The organism is Candidatus Neomarinimicrobiota bacterium (assembly GCA_021734025.1).
Lineage (GTDB): Bacteria > Fidelibacterota > JAANXI01 > JAANXI01 > JAANXI01 > JAANXI01.
The window spans coordinates 188,954-208,777 of the sequence record JAIPJS010000002.1 but is presented as its reverse complement, the minus strand read 5'-3'; the positions used below and the strand labels follow the sequence as shown (position 1 = coordinate 208,777).

Genomic DNA, 19,824 nt, shown 5'->3' with positions numbered 1-19,824 from the left:
GACAATACATCAAGAACACAATGTGCGTCATCCCGAGCGGAGTCCCGCCCTGGCGGGATGTAGTCGAGGGATCTCGTTATCCAAACACCGGAGGTTGGTTCACGAGATTCCTCGACTTGCTTCCGCTCGCTCGGAATGACTTGTCCCTTTTGTCACCGCCCCGCATTCATCCGGGAGGAGTCCCCATTGTGGTATTTCGTTACAAGTAGGGCTAAAAGTATTGATTTCCATCCAACACATGTCGAATTCCAGGATAAGAGTCTCGTGGTTTGAGACGGGCTGTAAACCATTTAGGTGGAGATGGAACAGAGTGGAATCTCAGGGAGTCGTTATGTCATCATTTTCTTCGTCACCCGGTTATAGTACAGCCACATCCCGCCCTGGTAGAAAAACGAAAGTACCATGATTGCAATATAAGTCGTTCGATATGCCTTGGCGATGAGATCATTCAACACGGATTGCTGCGACCCGGCCAGCGCCAGCACGGTCTGCCGGAAGTCCTCGCTGAACGTATTTAGCGGATTCATGGCATCAAAAACGGATAATTGATAGGCTGAGTAGAGCACAATGACGGTGAAAAAGAGAATCTGGCTTGTAAGCAGCCATTTTCTGGCTTCTGCCAGGTCTTCTCCCAACGTTTTGTGCCCCCGGAGTTCGAGCAGACCGGCGGCGGTGATGCCGAGTCCAACCAGAATCCCGTTCAGGCTGAGTGAGAACAGGGAGAGCACCGTACCGATTCCGGCGATCACAGCGATGCTTCCGCCGTTGATCTTTGAAATACGAAGCAGGCGGTTACGTTTTTTCTTGAGTTCTTCTGTATTCATTCTATAGCCCGCGTTGACTTAAGAAAACAAATAATACCCGCTTCAGGGGAAGATTCAAAAGGGAAATTGGTGGACTTCGGGTTATGGCCATTCCAGGGTTATTGATGGGTACACAAATAAACAAGAATCGCATGATCTATTGTACTGGGCAGGACAACTTCACGAGCTTCCTCGACTCACTAGCCCACGCTCGAAATGACTGGATGTTCATGAGCCAGATAGAGTGAGCAATCCCGAGCGGAATCCCGCGATGGCAGGGTGGAGTCGTCTTAATGGAACCAGTCATTTCATGAAAGTGAAAATGCCCCAAAGCAATATTTTTACTGAAACTCAACGTACCCTCTTGTTCTCCCTCTCTTCCAAAGAGAGGACGAGACAACGCTCTATGCTGTAGACTTGTATTCTCCCTTCCTCTTCCGAAGAGGAAGGGAGCCAGTGGGATGGAGTTGTGTAGTAGTGGATGAAGAAAGCCACTAGAGTTCCAAAGTCATCCCCGGCAGGAAGTTAAAAACTTGGTTTAAGAAGTTAAATTTATGAGATCCCTCGACTCGATAGCTCTTGGTCGGAATGACTTGTATCGTTTATTGCAGACTCTCTCATGGGTCTCCGACCCTGAAAGGGTCGATCAGCACCTCCGCCACATACCTCCAGCTGTACTGATGAAAAGCCTATTGTCTTCCCATGATAGCAAGAATAAATTTTACATATGAAATTCAAAGAAGGTAAAACCAGCCAGTATCTTATCACCGGGATTATAGGAATTATTTTACTCGCCGTGATTGTCGGACAAACAGCCGTCATCTACTGGGTAATCAAACAGACAAATCTGTCTGTATTCATCCTGGCTGGGATCGTCATCGTTGGGTTAATAATTATCGTTACTCTCATATTCGTAATAATCGACAGAATCAAGGAAATCGCACAGGAGGATTCCGATGAAACTGGTCAATACTGAAACGATTCCGGGACAGGAATATGAAGCCATCTCGCTGGTACGGGGGTCAATTATTCAGGCGCGGCACGTGGGCAGCGATATTTTTAACGCACTGAAGGGACTAGTCGGCGGAGAACTGACCTCCTATTCCAAGATGATGGAAGACGCCCGATCCAAGGCGACACGCCGGATGGTGGAAGAGGCAGAATCCCTGGGTGCCGATGCCGTTGTGAACGTTCGATACACTACTAGCAGCGTTCGCACCGGTGCCGCCGAGATTCTGGTATTCGGGACGGCGGTGAAGTTCGTAAAATAATCATCTAAGTTCGATCCGTGCCTGACGAGCATGCCGTGACCTGAATTCTACCGTTGAATTCTTCAAATTGTAGGAGGCGATGGTTGCTTAGGGGTATTCATCCAATGGGACGCCAACCAATTTGATGATACCAACTCTGGTTTTTTCTGTACTTTTTGAAAAAAGTACCAAAAACTCGGCTGCGAAAACTGATTTGAAAACACTGGTGATTCGCTCCGGGTGAGAACCAGAACTCCCTCCGGTCAGACAGCTGGTTCTCACTATCCTCCGCTCATCGAGTGTTGGGCAAATCAGTTTTCGAGGCCAAATAGTTGCCTCAGGTTACCTGAAAGAATCTAGCATCTGTAAGACTCGGATCGTCCAAATGCAGTAGTTATACTTTTGATTAACGGTCAAGTGAAAAACGAATTGCCATGGGGAAGGTGACTACTTTTTCAGCCGACGCACCATTGTATGCAGCGATTCAATGGTAAACTCCACACAGTCGTGTTTTCCCTCCGGGATAAACTCCAGATACTCATAGATATCCGATTCCTGTATATTGGCCGCTTCTTCCAGAGATTTATCCTGCAAAAGAAGGGACAGTGCAGACGCCGAAGACAACAATCCGACACAGCCGATATACTGAAATTTTACCTCCCGGAATATATTCCCTGTGAAGTTTGCGTACAGGATCAAAGTATCGCCACAGTCGGACTGGAATGTCATACAAACTGAGGGATTATCGAGGGCGCCCAGGTTGGTTTTATTCAGAATCAGGGAAATTGCCTTGTTGGAATAACCCATCTGCTGGAGGATGATTTTGTGTTTACGAAATACCCGGGATTGTCTTGTGTCAGCAGGGGATATGCTCATGTGAACGTCTCCTGTTTTGAACAGATTCGCTGTTGGCAAGGATATATTGCTGTACCGGCGCGCCGATTCTATCCGCGATGGCTCCGCATTTGATTTTAAAGAGGAAAAAAATGTCGAGAGGCGTTTCGCTGAGAGACTCAAAGTTACCCTGGCCCTTTGCGACAATCATATCGGCCGAGTCAAGCAGCTGTCGCACCTGAGCACTCACTTGATTATAGAGCGTCCCGGGGGCGTCAGTGCCGTTTGAAATAACATTGACGATCCGGGACATGTCAACCTGTTCCGAGTCCTCGACGGTTGCATCGTTTAACACTGGCGCTCCGCGAACGACATAAGTAATCTCTATATCGTATATCGACTGAATGGTCTCTATTAGCAGACGATCCATAACGATTTCGCCAGCGTTGTCTCCCAGATAAACCAGGGATTCGGAACTATTAAGCCGCTCCCGGAAATGGTCGAAATCCTCAATGGCGAAGGTGTTGGAGCACGCCCGCTCCAACTCGCCATCCAGATCGATAAATGCGTCCGCTTTGGCAAAGTCGATAACGTTCCCGGCGATGGCATATCGGATTGCAGTCCTGAGTGGCGCATTGGAGTCCTGAACTTTTCGCCGGATAGAGGGAAGGAGATCAAGCAGCCGCGTATTGAATTCCGTTTTCTCCCGGTGATACGGATCATGCGCGTCGGAGTAGTCTCTTACCATCCGGTGGATAAACTGGCCCACCTCCGGCATGGTGGTCTGCGATGATACTTTGAGCATATGCTCCATGGTCTTTCGCAAAAGATCATACTGGATATCGGTATCCAGGTTTACACGACGGGCGGCTTCGAGCACCTGGCTGAGGGCGCAGGGATAGCATTCGGGCTGGATGTTCATTGGATATCGTACCTCTGGAATTGCGTTGTGTGGATGTGATTCATCGCGTCCTTACATAATTGGTTGATTGGGATTGTCACCTTAGTATCTAACAGGGTAGAGTAAGTTTTGTTATTTTGATAATGATTTTCATTATCTTAAGATAAATTAGAGGAACCGGTCACCGCTGTCAACTGGTATTTCGAACCTCTTATCTGATAGTTAATTCCCCGGCAGCAAATCTGGTGGTGCCTGCGCACATCCGGAATGACACCGCCGAGCCATCTTTGGAAAGAGCAACCTCCACAGCATCAGTATCCAGCGGTATTTCCTGCAAAAATGTGATGTTGTACTGGCGGATACGGTACGGTTGGGCCAGACACCTTTGACACGCCGTCTCCAGATAGTCGATATAGGTGGTATTGTTCACGTGACCATTGGAGTCAAAATCGCCTGATCTGACGGAAATGTCGCATGTGTCCGGATTACGGATATCCGATGGCGGCTTCCAATCTGCTACTGAATTTGTTTCATTTGGAGTTGAACCGCCTATCAGAGAATTCGGAACCGGTTGTGGTTTGCGTCTGTCCAGATTCATGTAGACCCATGCGCTGATCAGGTGCCCGATCCGTTTCTGTCTCAACAGGATATCGTAGTCTCGGTAAAGTCGGATTCCATGTACCCCGACAACCCTGGTTACGATCCGCAGTCTGGCTTCATATTCCGGGTATTCCTTCAATGTAAGACGCATTTTTCTGACGAACCACCCCATCCCAAGTCGTCTGGTGGATTGGATATCCTGTCCCTGCATCTTCCGAAGATTCAGGGTTACCTGGTAGAGATGACAAAATAATGCGCCAAGTCGGATGTGCAGATCCGGACCGACGTCACTATAGGCGATCCGAATTCCAGCCGAATACTGAGAAGCACCCTGAGTCTTCATGTGCGAAATTTTTTGAAAATGAATATCATAATCAATAATATAGTCTCATTTTCGCGCCGCCACAACCGGAGAATCAGGTTTAAAAGATAAGGAAGAGTCTTGGTATACCAGGATTACATAGAAGTTTTGTTGAATATTTCTCTTGACAAGTGGATACATTAACTGTACTTTCCCATCAGATAATGAAAATCATTCTCATTAAATATTATGGCTGATAACTGGTATAAAACGCAACTGAAAGAGCAGGATGTCCGGTTGACCGACGGCCGGCAGCTGGTGCTGGATATTCTAATGGATAACCAGAGCGACCACCTGACGGTGGAAGATATCTACGTCCTGGCCCACGAGGAAAATCCATCGCTGGGAATGGCAACAGTGTACCGGACGGTGGATCTGTTGGTGAAGCATGGGATTGCACAAAAGTTCGAATTCGGCGAAGGGAAAGCCCGGTACGAGTTGGTTCCCAAGCCTGGTGACCCCGGACATCACCACCATTTGGTCTGTAAAAAATGCAAGAAGATTGTGAACTACGATGACTTCCTGGAGGAAGAAAAATCGTTCTTAAATATGGTGGAAGAAGGGTTGTCCGACAGATACAACTTTGAGATAGAAGACCATATGATACAGTTTTATGGTTACTGCAGAGATTGCGACGGAGTTTAAAAAAATTTGCCTATCAAATGATAATGATTATCATTACACAAAGAGAGGGAGGTGAGAATCATGCCAGGAGGAGATAGATCAGGACCGTGGGGCGAAGGGCCGATGAGTGGCAGAGGCGCCGGCTGGTGCCGTGAAGGAGACCGGCCGGGTTATGCATCAGCGCCGGGCTTTGCCCGTGGCCGCCGCTGGTTTGGTGGTTTCGGACGTGGCCGGGGATTCGGACGAGGATTTACCGGATTCTGGCGGAACCGGGGTGATGAACCGAAAGAGGAAAACCTGAGACAGGAAGCGCATGCGCTGAAAAACCGGCTGGATGAGCTCGTGGAATTAATACACGAGTTCAAGAGCGAACGGAAGACGAAAGAATGAATCCCGCAAAGAGAACTATGCCGCCATAATGGGATGGTTCTCCGGATGGCGGGATAATCCGTAACTAACACAATAGGAGAGAACATGCGAATCGCAATCGCCACCGATGGGGGTATCGTATCACAACATTTCGGACGGTGCCGGTACTACACGGTTATTGATGTTGAAGAGGGGGATGTCACGAAACGGGAAAGCTTGGAGAATCCGGGGCATCGTCCGGATTTCCTGCCGAGGTTTCTGAACGAGCACGGTGTAGACTGCATCGTGAGCGGCGGAATGGGACGGAAAGCGCAGGCCCTCTTTTCCCGGTTCGATATCGACGCTGTCATCGGCGTGGAAGGTGATATCGAGGCAGTCATTGACGCCATCCTGAACGATGAGCTTAAGGACGGCACCAATCTCTGCAGCCCCAAGCATGAACATGCCGGACATTCCCATGGGCAATGCCATTGAGACAACCTGTGAATCAATTCAGTCGAGGATAATATGAAGGTCTGTATTCCAACCAAGGGTGAGACGTCGGACGCCACTGTTGACAGCACATTTGGCCGATGCCAGTACCTGTTGTTCGCGGAGACGGAATCCGGCGTAACCTATCAGCACGAAAATAAACACCGTGAGGCGAACAGCGGCGTCGGAACCCAGGTTGCTCAGGCCGTCGTTGCCGAGGGGGCCGAGGCAGTTATCAGTCAGGAGATCGGGCCAAAAGCCCAAAAGGTGCTCCAGGCGGGAAACGTCAAGGGGTATCATGCCGAGAAGGCACGAGTACAGGAGGTGCTTGACCTGCTGAAACAGGGTAAACTCGAACCGCTGTATTAGCCGATGATTATCGCAGTTGCCAGCGGAAAGGGCGGTACGGGGAAGACCAGTGTTGCAACCAGTCTTGCCCTATCGTTACCCGACGTGCAGTTTCTGGATTGCGACGTGGAAGCGCCGAACAGCCATATCTTCCTGAAGCCGGAAATCACAGAAGAGCGGGAATCGGTGATTCTCGTGCCGGAAATCGATGAGAATCGCTGCGACAGCTGTGGGATTTGCCAGAAGATTTGCGAGTTTAACGCCCTGACAGTGATACCCGGAATGAACGGGGAGAACGGCAAGATGCTGCGGTTTGACAGCCTCTGTCACGGCTGCGGCGCCTGTGCCGCACTGTGTCCGCAGAAGGCAATAAGAGAGGTACCTAGAGCTATCGGTACTGTTCGGTTTGGACAGTCGGAAAACCTGGCAGGTGATCCCATAGATGTCGTCTCGGGATCGCTCAACGCAGGCGAAACCCTGTCCCCGCCGGTCATCCGGGATGTCCGATCCCACACAAATCAGGATAAAACGGTAATAATCGATGCACCGCCCGGAACGTCGTGTCCAGTGGTGGCCAGCCTGAAGGGGGCAGATTACTGCATCCTGGTGACGGAACCGACGCCATTTGGTTTGCATGACCTCTCCCTGGCTGTGGAACTGAATCAAGATCTCGGCATTCCCATGGGCGTTATTATCAACCGGTCCGATTTGGGGGATACAGCCGTGGAAGACTTCTGCTATCAGCATGATATTCCGGTGCTGCTGAAAATCCCCTTCCGCAAGGAAATTGCCCGTGCCTACGCCGGAGGCAAACCGCTCGTATCCCTGGAACCAGAATACACCCGCTATTTAGAACGCTTATTTCAACCACGTGAATTGATGAAAGGATAAACCATGGACAACGCAGCATCTGACGTAATTGTAATCGGCGGTGGCCCCGCCGGAGTAATAACTGCCCTGACAGCCCTGCGCTACTATCCGGACAAATCCGTTACGCTAATCAAAAACCAGGAAGTCGGTATAATCCCGTGCGGGATCCCATATATGTTCAACAGCCTGGATTCCCCGGACGATAACAAAATGGGCATCGGCGCGCTGGAATCGAACGGTGTGACCGTTTTAACGGACGAGGTTACACAAATTAACCGGAATAATAAGAATATTAAAACTACCGCCGGTAAAGCACTCAGCTATGAAAAACTGGTACTGGCCACAGGTTCCAAGCCGGTTGTTCCACCGATTCCCGGAGCGGAATCCGACCGGGTATTTCCTATTAAAAAAGATATCGGGTTCATGAAGAGCCTGGTTGAAAAAATTAAGGAGGCCGATTCCGTCCTGATTGTCGGCGGAGGATTTATCGGTGTGGAACTGGCTGACGAGATCGCCGGGCTCGGCGATGTGGACGTTCACCTGGTCGAAATGTTGCCAGATCTGTTGGCGAACAGTTTCGATGCCGAATTCGGAGCCATGGCAGAAGAAAGGCTTCTACAGAAGCAGGTGAACGTCATCAAAAATACCCGGGTGGAAGAGTTTGCCAGCAATGGAAAACTCACAGCGGCCAAATTATCCAACGGGGAGACTATCTCCATCGATTATGCCATTATCGGAATCGGCTCCTCGCCGAATACTTCGCTGGCGGAGAACGCCGGACTGAATCTGTTTGACGGTAGCGGAATCTGGGTGGACGAATACATGCGTACCACGGACCCTGACATCTTTGCCGTTGGCGATTGTGCGGCAAAGCGCGACTTCTTTACCCGCGCCAAAACCTCGGTAATGCTTGCATCGACGGCGACGGCGGAAGCACGGATTGCCGGCGCGAACCTCTATCGGCTGAAGGTGGTACGCGAAAATAAAGGGACGATCGCCATCTATTCCACTTATGTGGATGGACTGGTCCTGGGATCGGCCGGATTGACCGAACGAACCGCCACCAGGGAGAATTTTGAGGTGATCACCGGCCGGGCAGAGGGCCCGGATAAGCATCCCGGAAAACTGCCCGGCACGAACCAGTGTAAGGTGAAATTGATTTTCTCGAAAAACTCAGAAACGATTATGGGAGGGCAGGTCGCCGGCGGGCCGGCCGCAGGGGAGATGATTAACATCATCGGCGCCGCCCTTCAAAAGCGGGCGTCCCGAACCGAATTCGAGACCATGCAGATGGCGACTCATCCCTACCTGACTGCGGCGCCAACGCAATATCCGATAGTGGTCGCAGCGCAAAACGCAAGCTATGAATAATTGCAGCAGGATTTCGATGAATCTCCCTTCATCGATTGGTTGGTTGCGGAGAAAGCGTCCCGGATTTCCGGGGCGCTTTTTTCTCCGTAGGGAGCAATAACGATATGAAAAAAATTGCAATCATTAGCGGCAAGGGCGGCACCGGAAAGACTTTTCTGACTGGTGCGCTCACGGCGATTCCGAAACACCAGGTGATCATCGATTGCGATGTGGATGCCTCGAATCTGTATCTCATGCTGGAGCCCAGCGATGGAGAAGGCCGTGAATTCTATGGTGGAAAGGTTGCGGAAATCGATTCTGACCTCTGTATCGAATGCGGGATCTGTCGCGATAAGTGCAGGTATGATGCCATCCTGCCCGGGTACACCGTCGATCCCTATCTCTGCGAAGGGTGCAGCCTGTGTATGCATCTATGTCCGGTCGATGCGGTGGAGATGGTGAAAGAAAAAGCCGGATATGCGTATCAGGCGGAGACGTCTTTCGGCCCGTTCAGCTACGCGGAAATGACACCCGGAAGCGAAAACTCCGGCAAGTTGGTCGCAGAACTGAAGCGAACCGCAAAGAAAACCGGTGAGGAGACCGGGGCTGACTTTATGCTCCTGGACGGCCCGCCGGGCACCGGCTGTCCGCTGATTTCCACGGTCGCGGGATGCCACGCAGCGATCATTGTGACCGAACCGACCCAGTCCGGGATGCACGATCTGGGGCGGGTGTATGACGTCCTGAAGAAATTCAGGACAGCGGTCGGCGTGGTCATCAATAAATACGATTTGAGCCTGGAAGAGTCCAAAGATATAGAGGCGTTGTGCGAACACCTGGATATTCCGGTCATCGGGAAAATCCCGTATTCCACCGTCATCGCAGAGAAAATTTCCCGGGGGGATTGTACGTCAATGGAATTCAACGGCGTCCTCCGTGAGGAGATTGAACGGATTTGGGCGGGGATATTAAGATTGGTAGAGTGATAAATGCATTTCATATCCGATTGATTACGAGATTTTTCGACTCCCCCGATAAATCGGGGTTGCTCGAAATGACTCACCTTTCCCAGTCATCCCGAGCGGAGGTTCAGGAGAACCGAAGCCGAGGGATCTCGTGAAGCGAAGCACCTGAGAGTAAGGAAATTGATAGAAACAAAAATATATCACCAATGCCAAATAAAATGACACTTCTGGATGCAAAGACGAACGAGGAACTCCGCGTGGTCGACATCATGGCCGGCTGCCGCATGCAGCAGTCGCTGGCCCACTTGGGCGTTGAGATCGGTTCGCTGATCCGTATCCGCCGTAACGCACCATTCTCGGGGCCGTTAATCATAAATTGCAACAGTGCGGAGACCGCTATCGGTCGCGGCATTGCGTCCAAAATCTTTGTGGAGCCTGCCACATGAAAATCGCGGTACTCGGCCCGCCAAACGTGGGGAAAAGTACTATCTACAATGCAGTAGCAGGCTATAAATCCGTTTCATCGAATTTTTCCGGTACGACCATTCAATACGAGAAGAGCACCGTCAGGCTGAACGGAATGGTCGCCGAACTCATCGACTTTCCCGGGTGTTATTCCCTGTCTCCTGTGGATGACATCTCTGCGGAAGTCAGCGACTTTTTAATTACAAATTCCATTGATGTGATTGTCTCAGTGGTCGATGCCGGTCACCTTGAGCGCACGCTCCCGCTGACGCTGGAACTCCTGGAACTCGGGAAACCGGTTGTGGTAGCGCTCAACATGATTGACGAAGCGCGAGCTTCCGGAATCGAAGTGGATGCAGATGTGCTGAGTACCACGCTGGATACGCCGGTTATCGAAACCGTCGCCTCTAAAAATATTGGCGTTCGAGACCTGTTTCGGGAGGTCAAATCTGTGTATTCCCGCCTGGAAACCGGAAGAAGGAAATTTCCGGTGTATTCTTCCGATGTGGAAGAAGCGCTGAAAGAAATCGAGAAGGCGATTGCCGGAAACTATCCGGAGCAGCCGGTGCATTCACGATTCGTTGCCGTCAATCTTTTGGAGAGGAACACAGATTTGCTCCGCCGTATTGCCGGCATACATCTGAACGGCCTGACCGAAAAAATTGAAGAGATCCGGAAGAATTTATCCACCGGCGACAGGTTGCCTGACACCTTCATGATTTCAGAGAGAAATGCCATCACCTGCGAACTGGCTGGCTCCGTAACCCGCCGGTCGGAGTCCCCGCCTCACTGGCGGGATCGCCTGGATAACGTGTTTCTCCATCCCCGCTGGGGATATGTGTTGCTCGGCCTGGCACTTGCCGGCGTGTTTTACTTTGTGTTCGGCGTCGGTTCGTATCTCGAAGAACCGCTGCTTGACGGATTCCAGGCGTTGGAACCGGTGCTGGTTGACCAATTTCCCAGAGAAGGCTTAATCTATACGCTACTCAATGGTGCCCTGGCGGGAATCAGCGGCGGCCTGGCAATCGTATTGCCGTATCTGATCCCGTTCTTTCTGATCCTCGGCTTCCTTGAGGATGTGGGCTATCTGCCGCGGGTGGCTTTCCTGATGGATACCTTTATGCACAAGATTGGAATACACGGTACAGCAATTATGCCGATAGTTCTTGGTTACGGTTGTACGGTGCCAGCGCTGTTTGCCACGAGAATTCTGCCGGGTAAGCGGGACAGGATTATCTCAGCAGTGATCGCATCTCTCATTCCGTGCTCCGCCAGAACGGTGATAATATTCGGACTGGTGGCGTATTACCTCGGTGCTCTGGCAGCTATTGGCATCTACCTGCTAAACATAGTCGTGATTGTACTCGCCGGACGATTCATGTCCACGTTAATGCCGTCCATCACCCCGGGGATGATTATGGAAATGCCGCCGTACCGGCTGCCTTCGCTGAGCAATTTAGTGAAGAAGGTCTGGTTCCGGATCCGGGAGTTCGTCATCATCGCCTGGCCGCTTCTGGTGGCAGGAAGTGTGGCACTGGCTGTGGCGCAGTACTATCACTGGGACAGCCTGTTTAACATCGCATTATCGCCGCTGACCGGTATCCTGGGATTGCCCGCTGTGTTGGGGACTACATTAATTTTTGGCGTTCTGCGCAAGGAACTCTCCCTGATTATGCTTGTGCAGGCCATCGGAACCGCCAACGTAATCAGCGTATTGAGCGCCGGGCAAATCCTGACTTTTACGGTATTTGTAACCTTCTATATCCCTTGTCTTGCGACTCTGGCCGTGCTGTACAAGGAGTTCGGCATCCGGTGGACTCTGAGCATCGCCGGCGTCACGCTGGGTATCGCCACCTTTCTCGGGATTGGAACCAGATTGATTTTTGGAGGATGAATGATATGAGCAGATCTTCCCGGTTGCGGATATATCCGGATCATGTTTTACGCGAACACGCATTGCCCGTTACAAATATTACCGACGAGCTCCGTACACTGGTTGATGAAATGATTTTGCTCATGGATGCATACCAGGGGATCGGATTGGCGGCTCCACAGGTCGGCATATTGCAGCGGTTGATTGTGATCAAAGATGAGGACGAATTTCTCACCCTGGTTAATCCGGAAATCCATCACCGGGAGGATAAGTACCAGCTGGAAGAGGGATGCCTGAGCCTGCCGGGGATCCAGGTGAATGTGACCCGAGAGTATATCATTCAGGTGGAGGCAATGGATATTTCTGGAAATCCTCTGGAATTCGAAGCCGAAGACCTGCCGGCGAGAATTATCCAGCACGAGGTGGATCATCTGGACGGAGTACTGATTATCGATCATGCTTCCACGATAGAGAGGCATTTACTGAAACGACAGCTACGGGAGTTAACGCAGGAGCAGTGAACAAATTGGCTTATTTTCCGTTATCCTTTCCGGATAATTTCAACCGGGCAGTTTGCGGCAATGGTTCTATATTCTATTTGACTAGCCCCGCCATGAATGGCGGGGGAGAGAATTAGTTCAAAACTTGTAATAGAAATTCGCAATAGGGTACCAGCGTGTCGGGTTATAATAGAGCATGCATGAAGAAAATTTTATGTAGAGACGTTCCATGGAACGTCTCTACATGCAATAATATCAGCAGGTTATCAACCATTTGATTGATTAGCGGATTTTTAGGACGATTGAGAATAAATTCTATTGACACAGCATTCCCACACACCCTCCATGGCACGTCTCTCCCCACCGACAACTCGAATTGTATGCGGACTCGATTTGACAGGATAACTTTCGAACAGCTGGAGAACCTCCTCTTTCTCCTGGCGTTGGGCAGATACCCCGAGATCTCTGCCTCGGAGTAGTTCATTTGGAAACAACAGAATAAGCTTATTTACTCACCGTAAGACTGCGTTGCAGTCTGTTCGAGATTATACCGTGATTCCAAAACAGTATTGATTAGCGGGTAATAGTATTCCCAGAAGAACCGCCGGCGATCGCTCGCATTTGTGGAACTGTATAAAAATTTCCTGAATCTCTGAATGCCGTACAGCCTTGAGAGGAACGGCTCCACCGGATTATCGGCAAAATCACCGGCAAAGTAATAGTATGTATAATCGCCGGGAAAGTGTGCAATTGTCGGGGAATATCCCCAGATTGAAAACCGCGGAAAGTATTGGCGCCACATTGACCGAGGAGCGTGGGCGATTACGGCAGGGAATGCCTCTGGTAATTGATTGGTCTGCATTACCTGCTTCCCGAGTGCAGTGAGATCCAGCCGGTACTCCGAGATGACTTTGTTTCTGGAATCTGTGGTAACGATATCAAACCAAAACGGATACGGGACTGAACCTGATACGTCGTACTCTTCCCGGTATTCCGCCGCTGTCTCGATGACCGGAACCGGAGTATTTAGATGCGTCCGGTGTTCCAGAATGCCCAGCCTGCCATCTCCATGGACAAATACAATCCCGGATTGGCTGAACGGCCACTCACCATTATGTTGAGCCATATAATTTGTTATAAGCCACTCCGGAATTTCCGCATTTGCCAGGGTATCCAGCGATTCGAAATACCGGCCTGTCCAGCCCGTCCATCGGATGCCGAACAGGCGTTCAACCTGCACCCGGAGCGTTGGAGAAGTCGGTGGCGACAGGGTATTAAATTCCATCATAATGAGTTTATGATGTCGCTTCATTTTACGCAATAGTGTGACATCGTTCTGATGCAGTCCGCCGTAGACTAATGAGGGGGCCTCAATAAGGTGGCGAATCGAATGCCAGTCATCGTTATAAATTCCATAGGTATCTGTGAAATAGGTTCCGGAAGCGTGCCGGGCTATACTGTCCAGGGCTGCCTCTTCTGTATTCCGGAAATCCCGGATATTGTATCCACCTTCCTTCTTTGGGAAAAAACCGTAATAATCAGTAGCTGGCCTGTACAGATTGCCGGCACCATCTGTATATTTATTATTGATTACTATCTGGATAAAAGACCGATGCTCAGTCCGTTCCTGGGTCGGAACGGTTTTGTCGAGGATAAACAAGTCGAGTGGTTTTCCGGGCATTATGGACCATCCGATCCACATCCAGAATGGCAATAGAGCAATGAAGAATACCAAAAAAATTAAAAGACGTCTGACCATACATATAATTTAGATACCATTGTTCGGAAAGCAAGAATATCAGTCGATTATCGTGAGATACGAAATATCATAATGGGGATATGGTACTTTGGAAGTTCATTGGGTCTATTTTATATTTTATGACTTTGCGACGACTACCATACTAACATGAGGGATATAGATGCTTAAACAGGGGATACTGACCGTTTTGGTGCTCTCCGTCTTTTTTAGTTGCGCCAAGACGTCTAAGATACAACGGTTGAATTCTGTTGTTGAACAAACCGGCGAAAAATATGCAGCAGATTCTCGTGTTGAGGTTTGGGATGTCACCGGGGAACTTGATGGTAACGGGATCACCGTTGGAGGTGAAACGACTTCTCCGGAGGGTCTGGAAGCGCTGAAAATTTCGCTGGGAAATACTTTCCCCAATACCCAGAAAAGGTACGATGTTATTGTATTACCAGATCCTGCACTCGAAGATGAAACGTCCGGATTGATCCGGGTGGGTATTGCTCAGGTTCGTCGGGAGCCGTCCCACCAGTCGGAGCTAATAACGCAAGGGGTGTTAGGTGCACCGGTCACGCTCCTGAAAAAATCTGAAGATCATTACTACATCCGAATGGAAGACGGATACCTGGGATGGGTCGATACATTCTCGGTCGTCACTGGCGACAGCGAAATGATATCAGACTGGAATACATCGTCATTAGCGGTCTTCAAGGAAACACACGGAACTGTCTTAACGGAACCCATGGCAAGCAGCGCTACCGTCGCAGATATTCTGTTAGGCGCCAGGGTGCAGGTGCGGGACCGGAGCCCCCGCTGGGCATTTGTGGGATTACCCGATGGACGGATGGGATTCGTCCCCAGGGATGACCTGATTCCCATGGAGGATTTCCGGAAGATGGAGCCAAGTCACGATGGGATAGCCAACCAGGCGAAGGAACTGCTTGGGGTGAGTTACCTCTGGGGCGGTACAACGTCAGCCGGATTCGACTGCAGCGGATTTACCCAGACCGTGTATCGAATGAACGGGATACATTTGCCCAGAGATGCGAATATGCAGGTGAACCGAGGTGTGGAAATTGATACCTCCAACGGATTGGCAAGCCTCCACGTTGGGGATCTATTGTTCTTCGGGAGCGAACCGGGAAAAATTACCCACGTGGGAATTTTACTTGGTAACCAGGAATTTATCCATGCCTCGGGTATGGTGAAGATTAACAGTCTCGATCCCGAAGCCTCAAATTACAATAAGTACAGACATAATACCCTCCAGACAGTCAAGCGTCTGTTCTGAGATTAACCGACCCCCGGATAGCCTAAGTGATTTCACTTTTTTTAAGCGTTGCCTGCTCCGTACTTATTGCATTCATCCTGAAAATTAACGAAGTCCGGACCGGGAACCGGATTGTTGTTCTTGCGGGTAATTACCTGGTCGCAACGGGGATTAGTTTCGTCACCTGGCAGGTCAATCCCGTTAAGGTCGCCCAGCTTCCAAACACCATATTTGCATTTGCCGTTTTCGTCGGGGTTGGATTTGTCATCGCGTTTTTTGCCTACATGAAGTCCGTCAATAAAGCTGGTGTGGGTTTTGCCACCTTGGTCGCCCGACTCTCGATTGTACTGCCGCTTGTCTTATCCGGGGTGTTTTATTCCGAATCTCCGGATGTCTCCCAGTGGATTGGTATCGCGCTGACATTTATCACCATCGCTGTGTTTGCGCGGTCCATGCAGTCTGACAAAACCAAGGAATGGAACCGGGAAAGCATCCTGTACTTATTTTTATTATTTACTGTTCTGGGATTGAATGACTTCGCTATGAAGATATTCCGGGAATGGCTGCCGGGAGGAGACCGGGGGCAATTTTTGCTCGTGCTGTTCGGGACGGCGACCTTGTTTACCTGGGGTATTGTAGCCATCAGAAAAATGCGGGTCACGTGGTCTGATCTTCTTCTGGGTGTCATATTGGGGATTCCGAATATGTTTGCCTCCTTTTTCTTGATTGATGCGCTCCACCAATTACCAGGTATCGTTGTTTATCCGCTGGCAAATGTAGCGATCATCGGGTTTACAGTGCTCGGAGGTATCGTCATCTGGCGGGAACGGATTAACCGACTTGGGTGGATCAGCCTGGGGCTGGCTACGATAGCAATCGTATTGTTATCAATGTAAGGTAATTTGTCTTGTAGCGCCGTCGGGGTATCGCAACTTTGGTCTGATTTACTAAGTGCCATCAAAACCGTATTCCATGGATTATTAACTTTTTTACGCGATTTGTTTAGAGATATCAACTCAAACTAACCGTACGAACCCTTCTATCCGAATAAAGGAGACAGACCTTCGTAACCTGGCTGAACTGTCTTCAGACAAATAGTACCGTTCTTCTTTCCTTTCCCTCCCAGGGCGGACTATCGAGTATGATTCCTGGATAAAGCATTGCAAAGGTTTCTCGATTCGACTTCCTCCGGTCTGTTGAAAAATCCATCGGCGTATTTCGCGTAATGTTGTTGAATTATACAACTTTGCCCGTTGAATAATTCAACGCACTGTAAATATATGAAATTCAATGATTTAGACAATTTATGGAAACCCGCGTCGAATTAGTGTTGAATTATTCATCGTTCCATAGGATGCATTGTACAGTATTTCAACGCCGTGTGAAAATTTTAAGTAGTTGTTTTACATAAACATAAGTGGGTTAAAAAATAGGATGATAATATGTGGCACGGTGATTGAATTAATATTGGGCGGAATGACGAGAGACAGAACAGAAAGAGGCGTTCACATGAAAAACAGCAAACACCAATTTAATCAATCACAAAGGAGTGAGCCATGGTCGTAATATTTGTGGCGGCAACCATCATTGCCTTGTTAGCCATCGATTATTTCTTTATTCATCCCAAACGGGTTCAGAAGGCTGAAGAGATGTCTATCGGTGAGTTGATCCCACTGTCGAAAACGCTGCGGGATATCCCGGCCGGCGTCTTTTTGCAGCCCACGTTTACCTGGACAAGGGTCAAGGAGGACGGAACACTGGTCCTCGGCCTGCATCCCCTGATCCTTGGGCTAATTGGCCCACCGTACGAAATCGAGCTGCTCCAGGATAAGGAGTATGTCGAAAAGGGCGATCCCCTGCTGAGAGTGATCAAAGATGGTCGCCAGGTGACTATCGCATCGCCGGTCGCCGGGGAAGTGATGAAGTATAATCAGGCTTTGTTGGGCGAAACAGACTGGGAAAATCTGAACATGAGTTGGCTGTACCGGATTAAACCGCAGAACATCAGCGCTGAGCTGAATAACTGGCAATACTCGGAAGATGCCGGCCAGTGGATGAACCAACGGTTCCAGGACGTCAAGTCGTTTGTCTTTGATAAACTGGCACCCACCGATGTCGGTATGACGATGGCTGACGGTGGCGACATGCCTGTAGGCATTCTCTCCAAACTGGATGACCAACAGTGGAATGAGTTCAAAGACCAATTCTTACGGTAGCAAATACTGATAACTGAAGGACGGAGGTAACGAATGTCATACGGAATACTATTCGACACCACTCAGTGCGTCGGATGCGAGGGGTGCATGTATGCATGTCGGGAGAAGAATGATCTGCCGGAAAATACTGAATACAAGCTTTCTTCGAAAAATTATACAGTCGTCAAGAGTAAAAACGATGTCTATTACCGTCAAATGTGCATGCATTGCGAAGATCCGGCCTGTGCTTCTGCCTGCCCTGTGGCCGCCCTGCAAAAAACGGAAGCGGGGCCGGTCGTTTACGATCCTGATGCCTGCATGGGTTGCCGGTACTGTATGGTCGCGTGCCCGTTTAATGTACCAAAGTATGAATGGGGCAGCGCCAATCCGGTAGTCTCCAAGTGCGTGATGTGTTATGACCGGGTAGCCGAGGGTGAAATGCCGGCTTGTGCCGAAGCGTGCCCGACCGGTGCAACGACCTTTGGCAAACGCGATGACCTGCTGAAGGAAGCGCATCGCCGGCTCGAAGAGAGTCCGGATATGTACTACCAGCATGTTTATGGTGAAAAAGAGGCTGGAGGTACATCTGTACTGTATCTCAGCAGTATCCCGTTCCCGGAACTCGGTTTCGAAATGGGCGGCTACTACAAACAGGCATTTCCGGAGTATACCTGGAAGGTGATGAAGGAAATCCCCAATATCGTGGCGTTCGGCGGTATTTTTATGTTTGGACTGTGGTGGATCATCAATCGTCGAATGGAGCTGGAAGATGACCCCATGCCCATGCATTCTGATGGAAAGGAGTTAAAGTAATGGAACTTGGTGCACTGAAAGATAAATATATAGGGAAAATTACCTTCTGGAAGGCGGTGTTTTTCGTCGTCGTTGCAGTTGGTTTGTACTCCACATTTGTCCGGTACTTCTTTGGTCTTGGCGCATCCACAAATCTGTCCGACCAGTTCCCATGGGGACTCTGGATTGGATTTGACGTAATGACCGGTGTCGCCCTGGCTTCCGGTGGATTTACGCTGGCCGCAGTAGTTTATATCTTCAACATCAAACAGTTCAAGCCCGTGATTCGCCCGGCAATTTTAACGGCATTCCTGGGATATATCCTCGTAATTGTCGGCATCCTGTTTGACCTTGGTAAGCCATGGAACATCTGGCATGTCATGGTTATGTGGAATCCCCACTCAGTGATGTTTGAAGTGGGATGGTGTGTCATGCTGTATACGACGGTCCTGGCATTGGAGTTTAGTCCGGTAGTGTTCGAAAAATTCCGCCTGGAAAAACCGCTGAAGATCATAAAGAGCGCCACCTTCGTACTGGTAATACTCGGGGTGATCCTCTCGACGTTGCATCAATCTTCACTGGGGTCGTTGTTCCTGATTGTTCCGGAAAAACTTCACCCGTTGTGGTATAGCGCCTTGCTACCTGTCAACTTTTTCTTCTCAGCGGTTATGGTGGGATTTGCCATGGTGATATTCGAATCCTATCTCAGTTCCAGGGCCTTTAACAAGCGCCTGGAAAAACCGTTGCTCATGGAATTGGCGCGTGGGGCAGTTTTCCTGATTATGATGTACCTGATATTGAAGTTTATTGATTTTGCCCGCAGAGATGCCTTCGGTTATTTGTTTGAGCCTACCTTTGAAACCCTGATGTTCTGGCTGGAAATCGGTCTGGGAGCAATTGTTCCCATGATATTACTGGCCATTCCCAAAATCCGGCGCAACGAGACCGCATTGTTCTGGGGGGCAACCTTGGTGGTCGTGGGGGTGGTGATGAACCGCCTGAATGTCGCAATCACTGGAATGCAGGGTGCTGCCGGCACCACCTATTATCCCAGCTGGATGGAAGTCTCCATTACACTTATGATTGTGGCACTGGGCTTTGCGGCGTTTCGGATGATTGCCAAGCATTTTCCGGTATTCGAGGCGACCGAACCAATTCCTGCTTCACAGCAGGTTAAGGTAAAAGTTTCGGTGAAATCGAAGCAGGCATTGATGGAATCAAGTTAAATTTTTCCTG

The 19,824-nt window shown here is 49.8% G+C and carries 22 protein-coding genes; 17 read left to right on the top strand and 5 right to left on the bottom strand.

Annotation, left to right across the window (positions count from 1 at the left end; all coding sequences use genetic code 11):
• Window positions 1–329: 329 nt before the first annotated feature.
• Window positions 330–824, bottom strand: a complete 495-nt coding sequence (locus K9N57_03125; GenBank protein ID MCF7803160.1) for a hypothetical protein — start codon at window positions 822–824, stop codon at window positions 330–332.
• Window positions 825–1,530: 706 nt separating this feature from the next.
• Between K9N57_03125 and K9N57_03120 the strand changes: the two genes are divergently transcribed.
• Both K9N57_03120 and K9N57_03115 read left to right on the top strand, forming a co-directional pair.
• A complete protein-coding gene (locus tag K9N57_03120; protein MCF7803159.1) occupies window positions 1,531–1,779 on the top strand; it encodes a hypothetical protein in 249 nt (82 codons plus the stop codon).
• Window positions 1,760–2,074, top strand: a complete 315-nt coding sequence (locus tag K9N57_03115) for a heavy metal-binding domain-containing protein (GenBank protein ID MCF7803158.1) — start codon at window positions 1,760–1,762, stop codon at window positions 2,072–2,074. Before K9N57_03120 ends, K9N57_03115 begins: the two co-directional genes overlap by 20 nt.
• A 426-nt stretch (window positions 2,075–2,500) precedes the next feature.
• Here K9N57_03115 and K9N57_03110 read toward each other — a convergent pair whose 3' ends face one another.
• From K9N57_03110 to K9N57_03100, 3 genes are all read right to left on the bottom strand, one after another.
• The gene (locus tag K9N57_03110) at window positions 2,501–2,929 is read right to left on the bottom strand and encodes an iron-sulfur cluster assembly scaffold protein (protein MCF7803157.1); all 429 of its coding nucleotides are present in this window, start codon (window positions 2,927–2,929) and stop codon (window positions 2,501–2,503) included.
• Window positions 2,910–3,809 carry an ARMT1-like domain-containing protein gene (locus K9N57_03105; protein MCF7803156.1) on the bottom strand — a complete coding sequence of 300 codons (900 nt, stop codon included), beginning with the start codon at window positions 3,807–3,809 and terminating at the stop codon, window positions 2,910–2,912. Before K9N57_03105 ends, K9N57_03110 begins: the two co-directional genes overlap by 20 nt.
• A gap of 190 nt (window positions 3,810–3,999) precedes the next feature.
• Window positions 4,000–4,731, bottom strand: a complete 732-nt coding sequence (locus tag K9N57_03100; protein ID MCF7803155.1) for a hypothetical protein — start codon at window positions 4,729–4,731, stop codon at window positions 4,000–4,002.
• 207 nt (window positions 4,732–4,938) lie between these two features.
• Between K9N57_03100 and K9N57_03095 the strand changes: the two genes are divergently transcribed.
• The 10 genes from K9N57_03095 (at window position 4,939) to def (ending at window position 12,605) form a co-directional block, all read left to right on the top strand.
• Complete coding sequence (locus K9N57_03095) at window positions 4,939–5,394, top strand: transcriptional repressor (GenBank protein MCF7803154.1); 456 nt, start codon at window positions 4,939–4,941, stop codon at window positions 5,392–5,394.
• A gap of 60 nt (window positions 5,395–5,454) precedes the next feature.
• Window positions 5,455–5,763 (top strand): DUF5320 domain-containing protein, encoded by a 309-nt coding sequence (locus K9N57_03090; protein ID MCF7803153.1) that lies wholly within the window; start codon window positions 5,455–5,457, stop codon window positions 5,761–5,763.
• A gap of 84 nt (window positions 5,764–5,847) precedes the next feature.
• Entirely contained in the window at window positions 5,848–6,216 is a 369-nt protein-coding gene (locus tag K9N57_03085; protein ID MCF7803152.1) for a NifB/NifX family molybdenum-iron cluster-binding protein, read from the top strand.
• A gap of 33 nt (window positions 6,217–6,249) precedes the next feature.
• Window positions 6,250–6,582: a NifB/NifX family molybdenum-iron cluster-binding protein gene (locus K9N57_03080; protein MCF7803151.1), complete on the top strand. Its 333-nt coding sequence runs from the start codon at window positions 6,250–6,252 to the stop codon at window positions 6,580–6,582.
• 3 nt (window positions 6,583–6,585) lie between these two features.
• Window positions 6,586–7,452 carry an ATP-binding protein gene (locus tag K9N57_03075; GenBank protein MCF7803150.1) on the top strand — a complete coding sequence of 289 codons (867 nt, stop codon included), beginning with the start codon at window positions 6,586–6,588 and terminating at the stop codon, window positions 7,450–7,452.
• Between the two features lie 3 nt (window positions 7,453–7,455).
• The gene (locus K9N57_03070) at window positions 7,456–8,802 is read left to right on the top strand and encodes an FAD-dependent oxidoreductase (GenBank protein MCF7803149.1); all 1,347 of its coding nucleotides are present in this window, start codon (window positions 7,456–7,458) and stop codon (window positions 8,800–8,802) included.
• A 104-nt stretch (window positions 8,803–8,906) separates the two neighbouring features.
• Window positions 8,907–9,767 (top strand): ATP-binding protein, encoded by an 861-nt coding sequence (locus tag K9N57_03065; GenBank protein MCF7803148.1) that lies wholly within the window; start codon window positions 8,907–8,909, stop codon window positions 9,765–9,767.
• Between the two features lie 185 nt (window positions 9,768–9,952).
• Window positions 9,953–10,192 carry a ferrous iron transport protein A gene (locus K9N57_03060; protein ID MCF7803147.1) on the top strand — a complete coding sequence of 80 codons (240 nt, stop codon included), beginning with the start codon at window positions 9,953–9,955 and terminating at the stop codon, window positions 10,190–10,192.
• The gene (feoB, locus tag K9N57_03055) at window positions 10,189–12,105 is read left to right on the top strand and encodes a ferrous iron transport protein B (protein ID MCF7803146.1); all 1,917 of its coding nucleotides are present in this window, start codon (window positions 10,189–10,191) and stop codon (window positions 12,103–12,105) included. Before K9N57_03060 ends, feoB begins: the two co-directional genes overlap by 4 nt.
• Before the next feature lie 5 nt (window positions 12,106–12,110).
• Window positions 12,111–12,605 (top strand): peptide deformylase, encoded by a 495-nt coding sequence (def, locus tag K9N57_03050; GenBank protein ID MCF7803145.1) that lies wholly within the window; start codon window positions 12,111–12,113, stop codon window positions 12,603–12,605.
• A 487-nt stretch (window positions 12,606–13,092) separates the two neighbouring features.
• On the opposite strand, the gene K9N57_03045 is transcribed toward def, so the two are convergent.
• A complete protein-coding gene (locus tag K9N57_03045; GenBank protein MCF7803144.1) occupies window positions 13,093–14,265 on the bottom strand; it encodes a hypothetical protein in 1,173 nt (390 codons plus the stop codon).
• A gap of 238 nt (window positions 14,266–14,503) precedes the next feature.
• On the opposite strand from K9N57_03045, the gene K9N57_03040 reads away from it, so the two are divergent.
• The 5 genes from K9N57_03040 to hybB all read left to right on the top strand — a co-directional run bounded on the left by K9N57_03040 (window position 14,504) and on the right by hybB (window position 19,814).
• Window positions 14,504–15,622: a C40 family peptidase gene (locus K9N57_03040; GenBank protein ID MCF7803143.1), complete on the top strand. Its 1,119-nt coding sequence runs from the start codon at window positions 14,504–14,506 to the stop codon at window positions 15,620–15,622.
• A gap of 26 nt (window positions 15,623–15,648) precedes the next feature.
• On the top strand, window positions 15,649–16,497 hold the full coding sequence (locus K9N57_03035) for a DMT family transporter (protein ID MCF7803142.1): 849 nt from the start codon (window positions 15,649–15,651) through the stop codon (window positions 16,495–16,497).
• Between the two features lie 660 nt (window positions 16,498–17,157).
• Window positions 17,158–17,817 carry a hypothetical protein gene (locus K9N57_03030; GenBank protein ID MCF7803141.1) on the top strand — a complete coding sequence of 220 codons (660 nt, stop codon included), beginning with the start codon at window positions 17,158–17,160 and terminating at the stop codon, window positions 17,815–17,817.
• Between the two features lie 33 nt (window positions 17,818–17,850).
• Window positions 17,851–18,609: a 4Fe-4S dicluster domain-containing protein gene (locus K9N57_03025; protein MCF7803140.1), complete on the top strand. Its 759-nt coding sequence runs from the start codon at window positions 17,851–17,853 to the stop codon at window positions 18,607–18,609.
• The gene (gene hybB, locus K9N57_03020) at window positions 18,609–19,814 is read left to right on the top strand and encodes a Ni/Fe-hydrogenase cytochrome b subunit (GenBank protein ID MCF7803139.1); all 1,206 of its coding nucleotides are present in this window, start codon (window positions 18,609–18,611) and stop codon (window positions 19,812–19,814) included. The genes K9N57_03025 and hybB overlap by 1 nt, the downstream gene beginning before the upstream one ends.
• Window positions 19,815–19,824 lie beyond the last annotated feature (10 nt).

Bases quoted from the DNA above. Each gene is read 5' to 3' on its own strand.
- K9N57_03125 (MCF7803160.1), bottom strand. From the start codon at position 824: ATGAATACAGAAGAACTCAAGAAAAAACGTAACCGCCTGCTTCGTATT.
- K9N57_03120 (MCF7803159.1), top strand. From the start codon at position 1,531: ATGAAATTCAAAGAAGGTAAAACCAGCCAGTATCTTATCACCGGGATT.
- K9N57_03115 (MCF7803158.1), top strand. From the start codon at position 1,760: ATGAAACTGGTCAATACTGAAACGATTCCGGGACAGGAATATGAAGCC.
- K9N57_03110 (MCF7803157.1), bottom strand. From the start codon at position 2,929: ATGAGCATATCCCCTGCTGACACAAGACAATCCCGGGTATTTCGTAAA.
- K9N57_03105 (MCF7803156.1), bottom strand. From the start codon at position 3,809: ATGAACATCCAGCCCGAATGCTATCCCTGCGCCCTCAGCCAGGTGCTC.
- K9N57_03100 (MCF7803155.1), bottom strand. From the start codon at position 4,731: ATGAAGACTCAGGGTGCTTCTCAGTATTCGGCTGGAATTCGGATCGCC.
- K9N57_03095 (MCF7803154.1), top strand. From the start codon at position 4,939: ATGGCTGATAACTGGTATAAAACGCAACTGAAAGAGCAGGATGTCCGG.
- K9N57_03090 (MCF7803153.1), top strand. From the start codon at position 5,455: ATGCCAGGAGGAGATAGATCAGGACCGTGGGGCGAAGGGCCGATGAGT.
- K9N57_03085 (MCF7803152.1), top strand. From the start codon at position 5,848: ATGCGAATCGCAATCGCCACCGATGGGGGTATCGTATCACAACATTTC.
- K9N57_03080 (MCF7803151.1), top strand. From the start codon at position 6,250: ATGAAGGTCTGTATTCCAACCAAGGGTGAGACGTCGGACGCCACTGTT.
- K9N57_03075 (MCF7803150.1), top strand. From the start codon at position 6,586: ATGATTATCGCAGTTGCCAGCGGAAAGGGCGGTACGGGGAAGACCAGT.
- K9N57_03070 (MCF7803149.1), top strand. From the start codon at position 7,456: ATGGACAACGCAGCATCTGACGTAATTGTAATCGGCGGTGGCCCCGCC.
- K9N57_03065 (MCF7803148.1), top strand. From the start codon at position 8,907: ATGAAAAAAATTGCAATCATTAGCGGCAAGGGCGGCACCGGAAAGACT.
- K9N57_03060 (MCF7803147.1), top strand. From the start codon at position 9,953: ATGCCAAATAAAATGACACTTCTGGATGCAAAGACGAACGAGGAACTC.
- feoB (MCF7803146.1), top strand. From the start codon at position 10,189: ATGAAAATCGCGGTACTCGGCCCGCCAAACGTGGGGAAAAGTACTATC.
- def (MCF7803145.1), top strand. From the start codon at position 12,111: ATGAGCAGATCTTCCCGGTTGCGGATATATCCGGATCATGTTTTACGC.
- K9N57_03045 (MCF7803144.1), bottom strand. From the start codon at position 14,265: ATGCCCGGAAAACCACTCGACTTGTTTATCCTCGACAAAACCGTTCCG.
- K9N57_03040 (MCF7803143.1), top strand. From the start codon at position 14,504: ATGCTTAAACAGGGGATACTGACCGTTTTGGTGCTCTCCGTCTTTTTT.
- K9N57_03030 (MCF7803141.1), top strand. From the start codon at position 17,158: ATGGTCGTAATATTTGTGGCGGCAACCATCATTGCCTTGTTAGCCATC.
- K9N57_03025 (MCF7803140.1), top strand. From the start codon at position 17,851: ATGTCATACGGAATACTATTCGACACCACTCAGTGCGTCGGATGCGAG.
- hybB (MCF7803139.1), top strand. From the start codon at position 18,609: ATGGAACTTGGTGCACTGAAAGATAAATATATAGGGAAAATTACCTTC.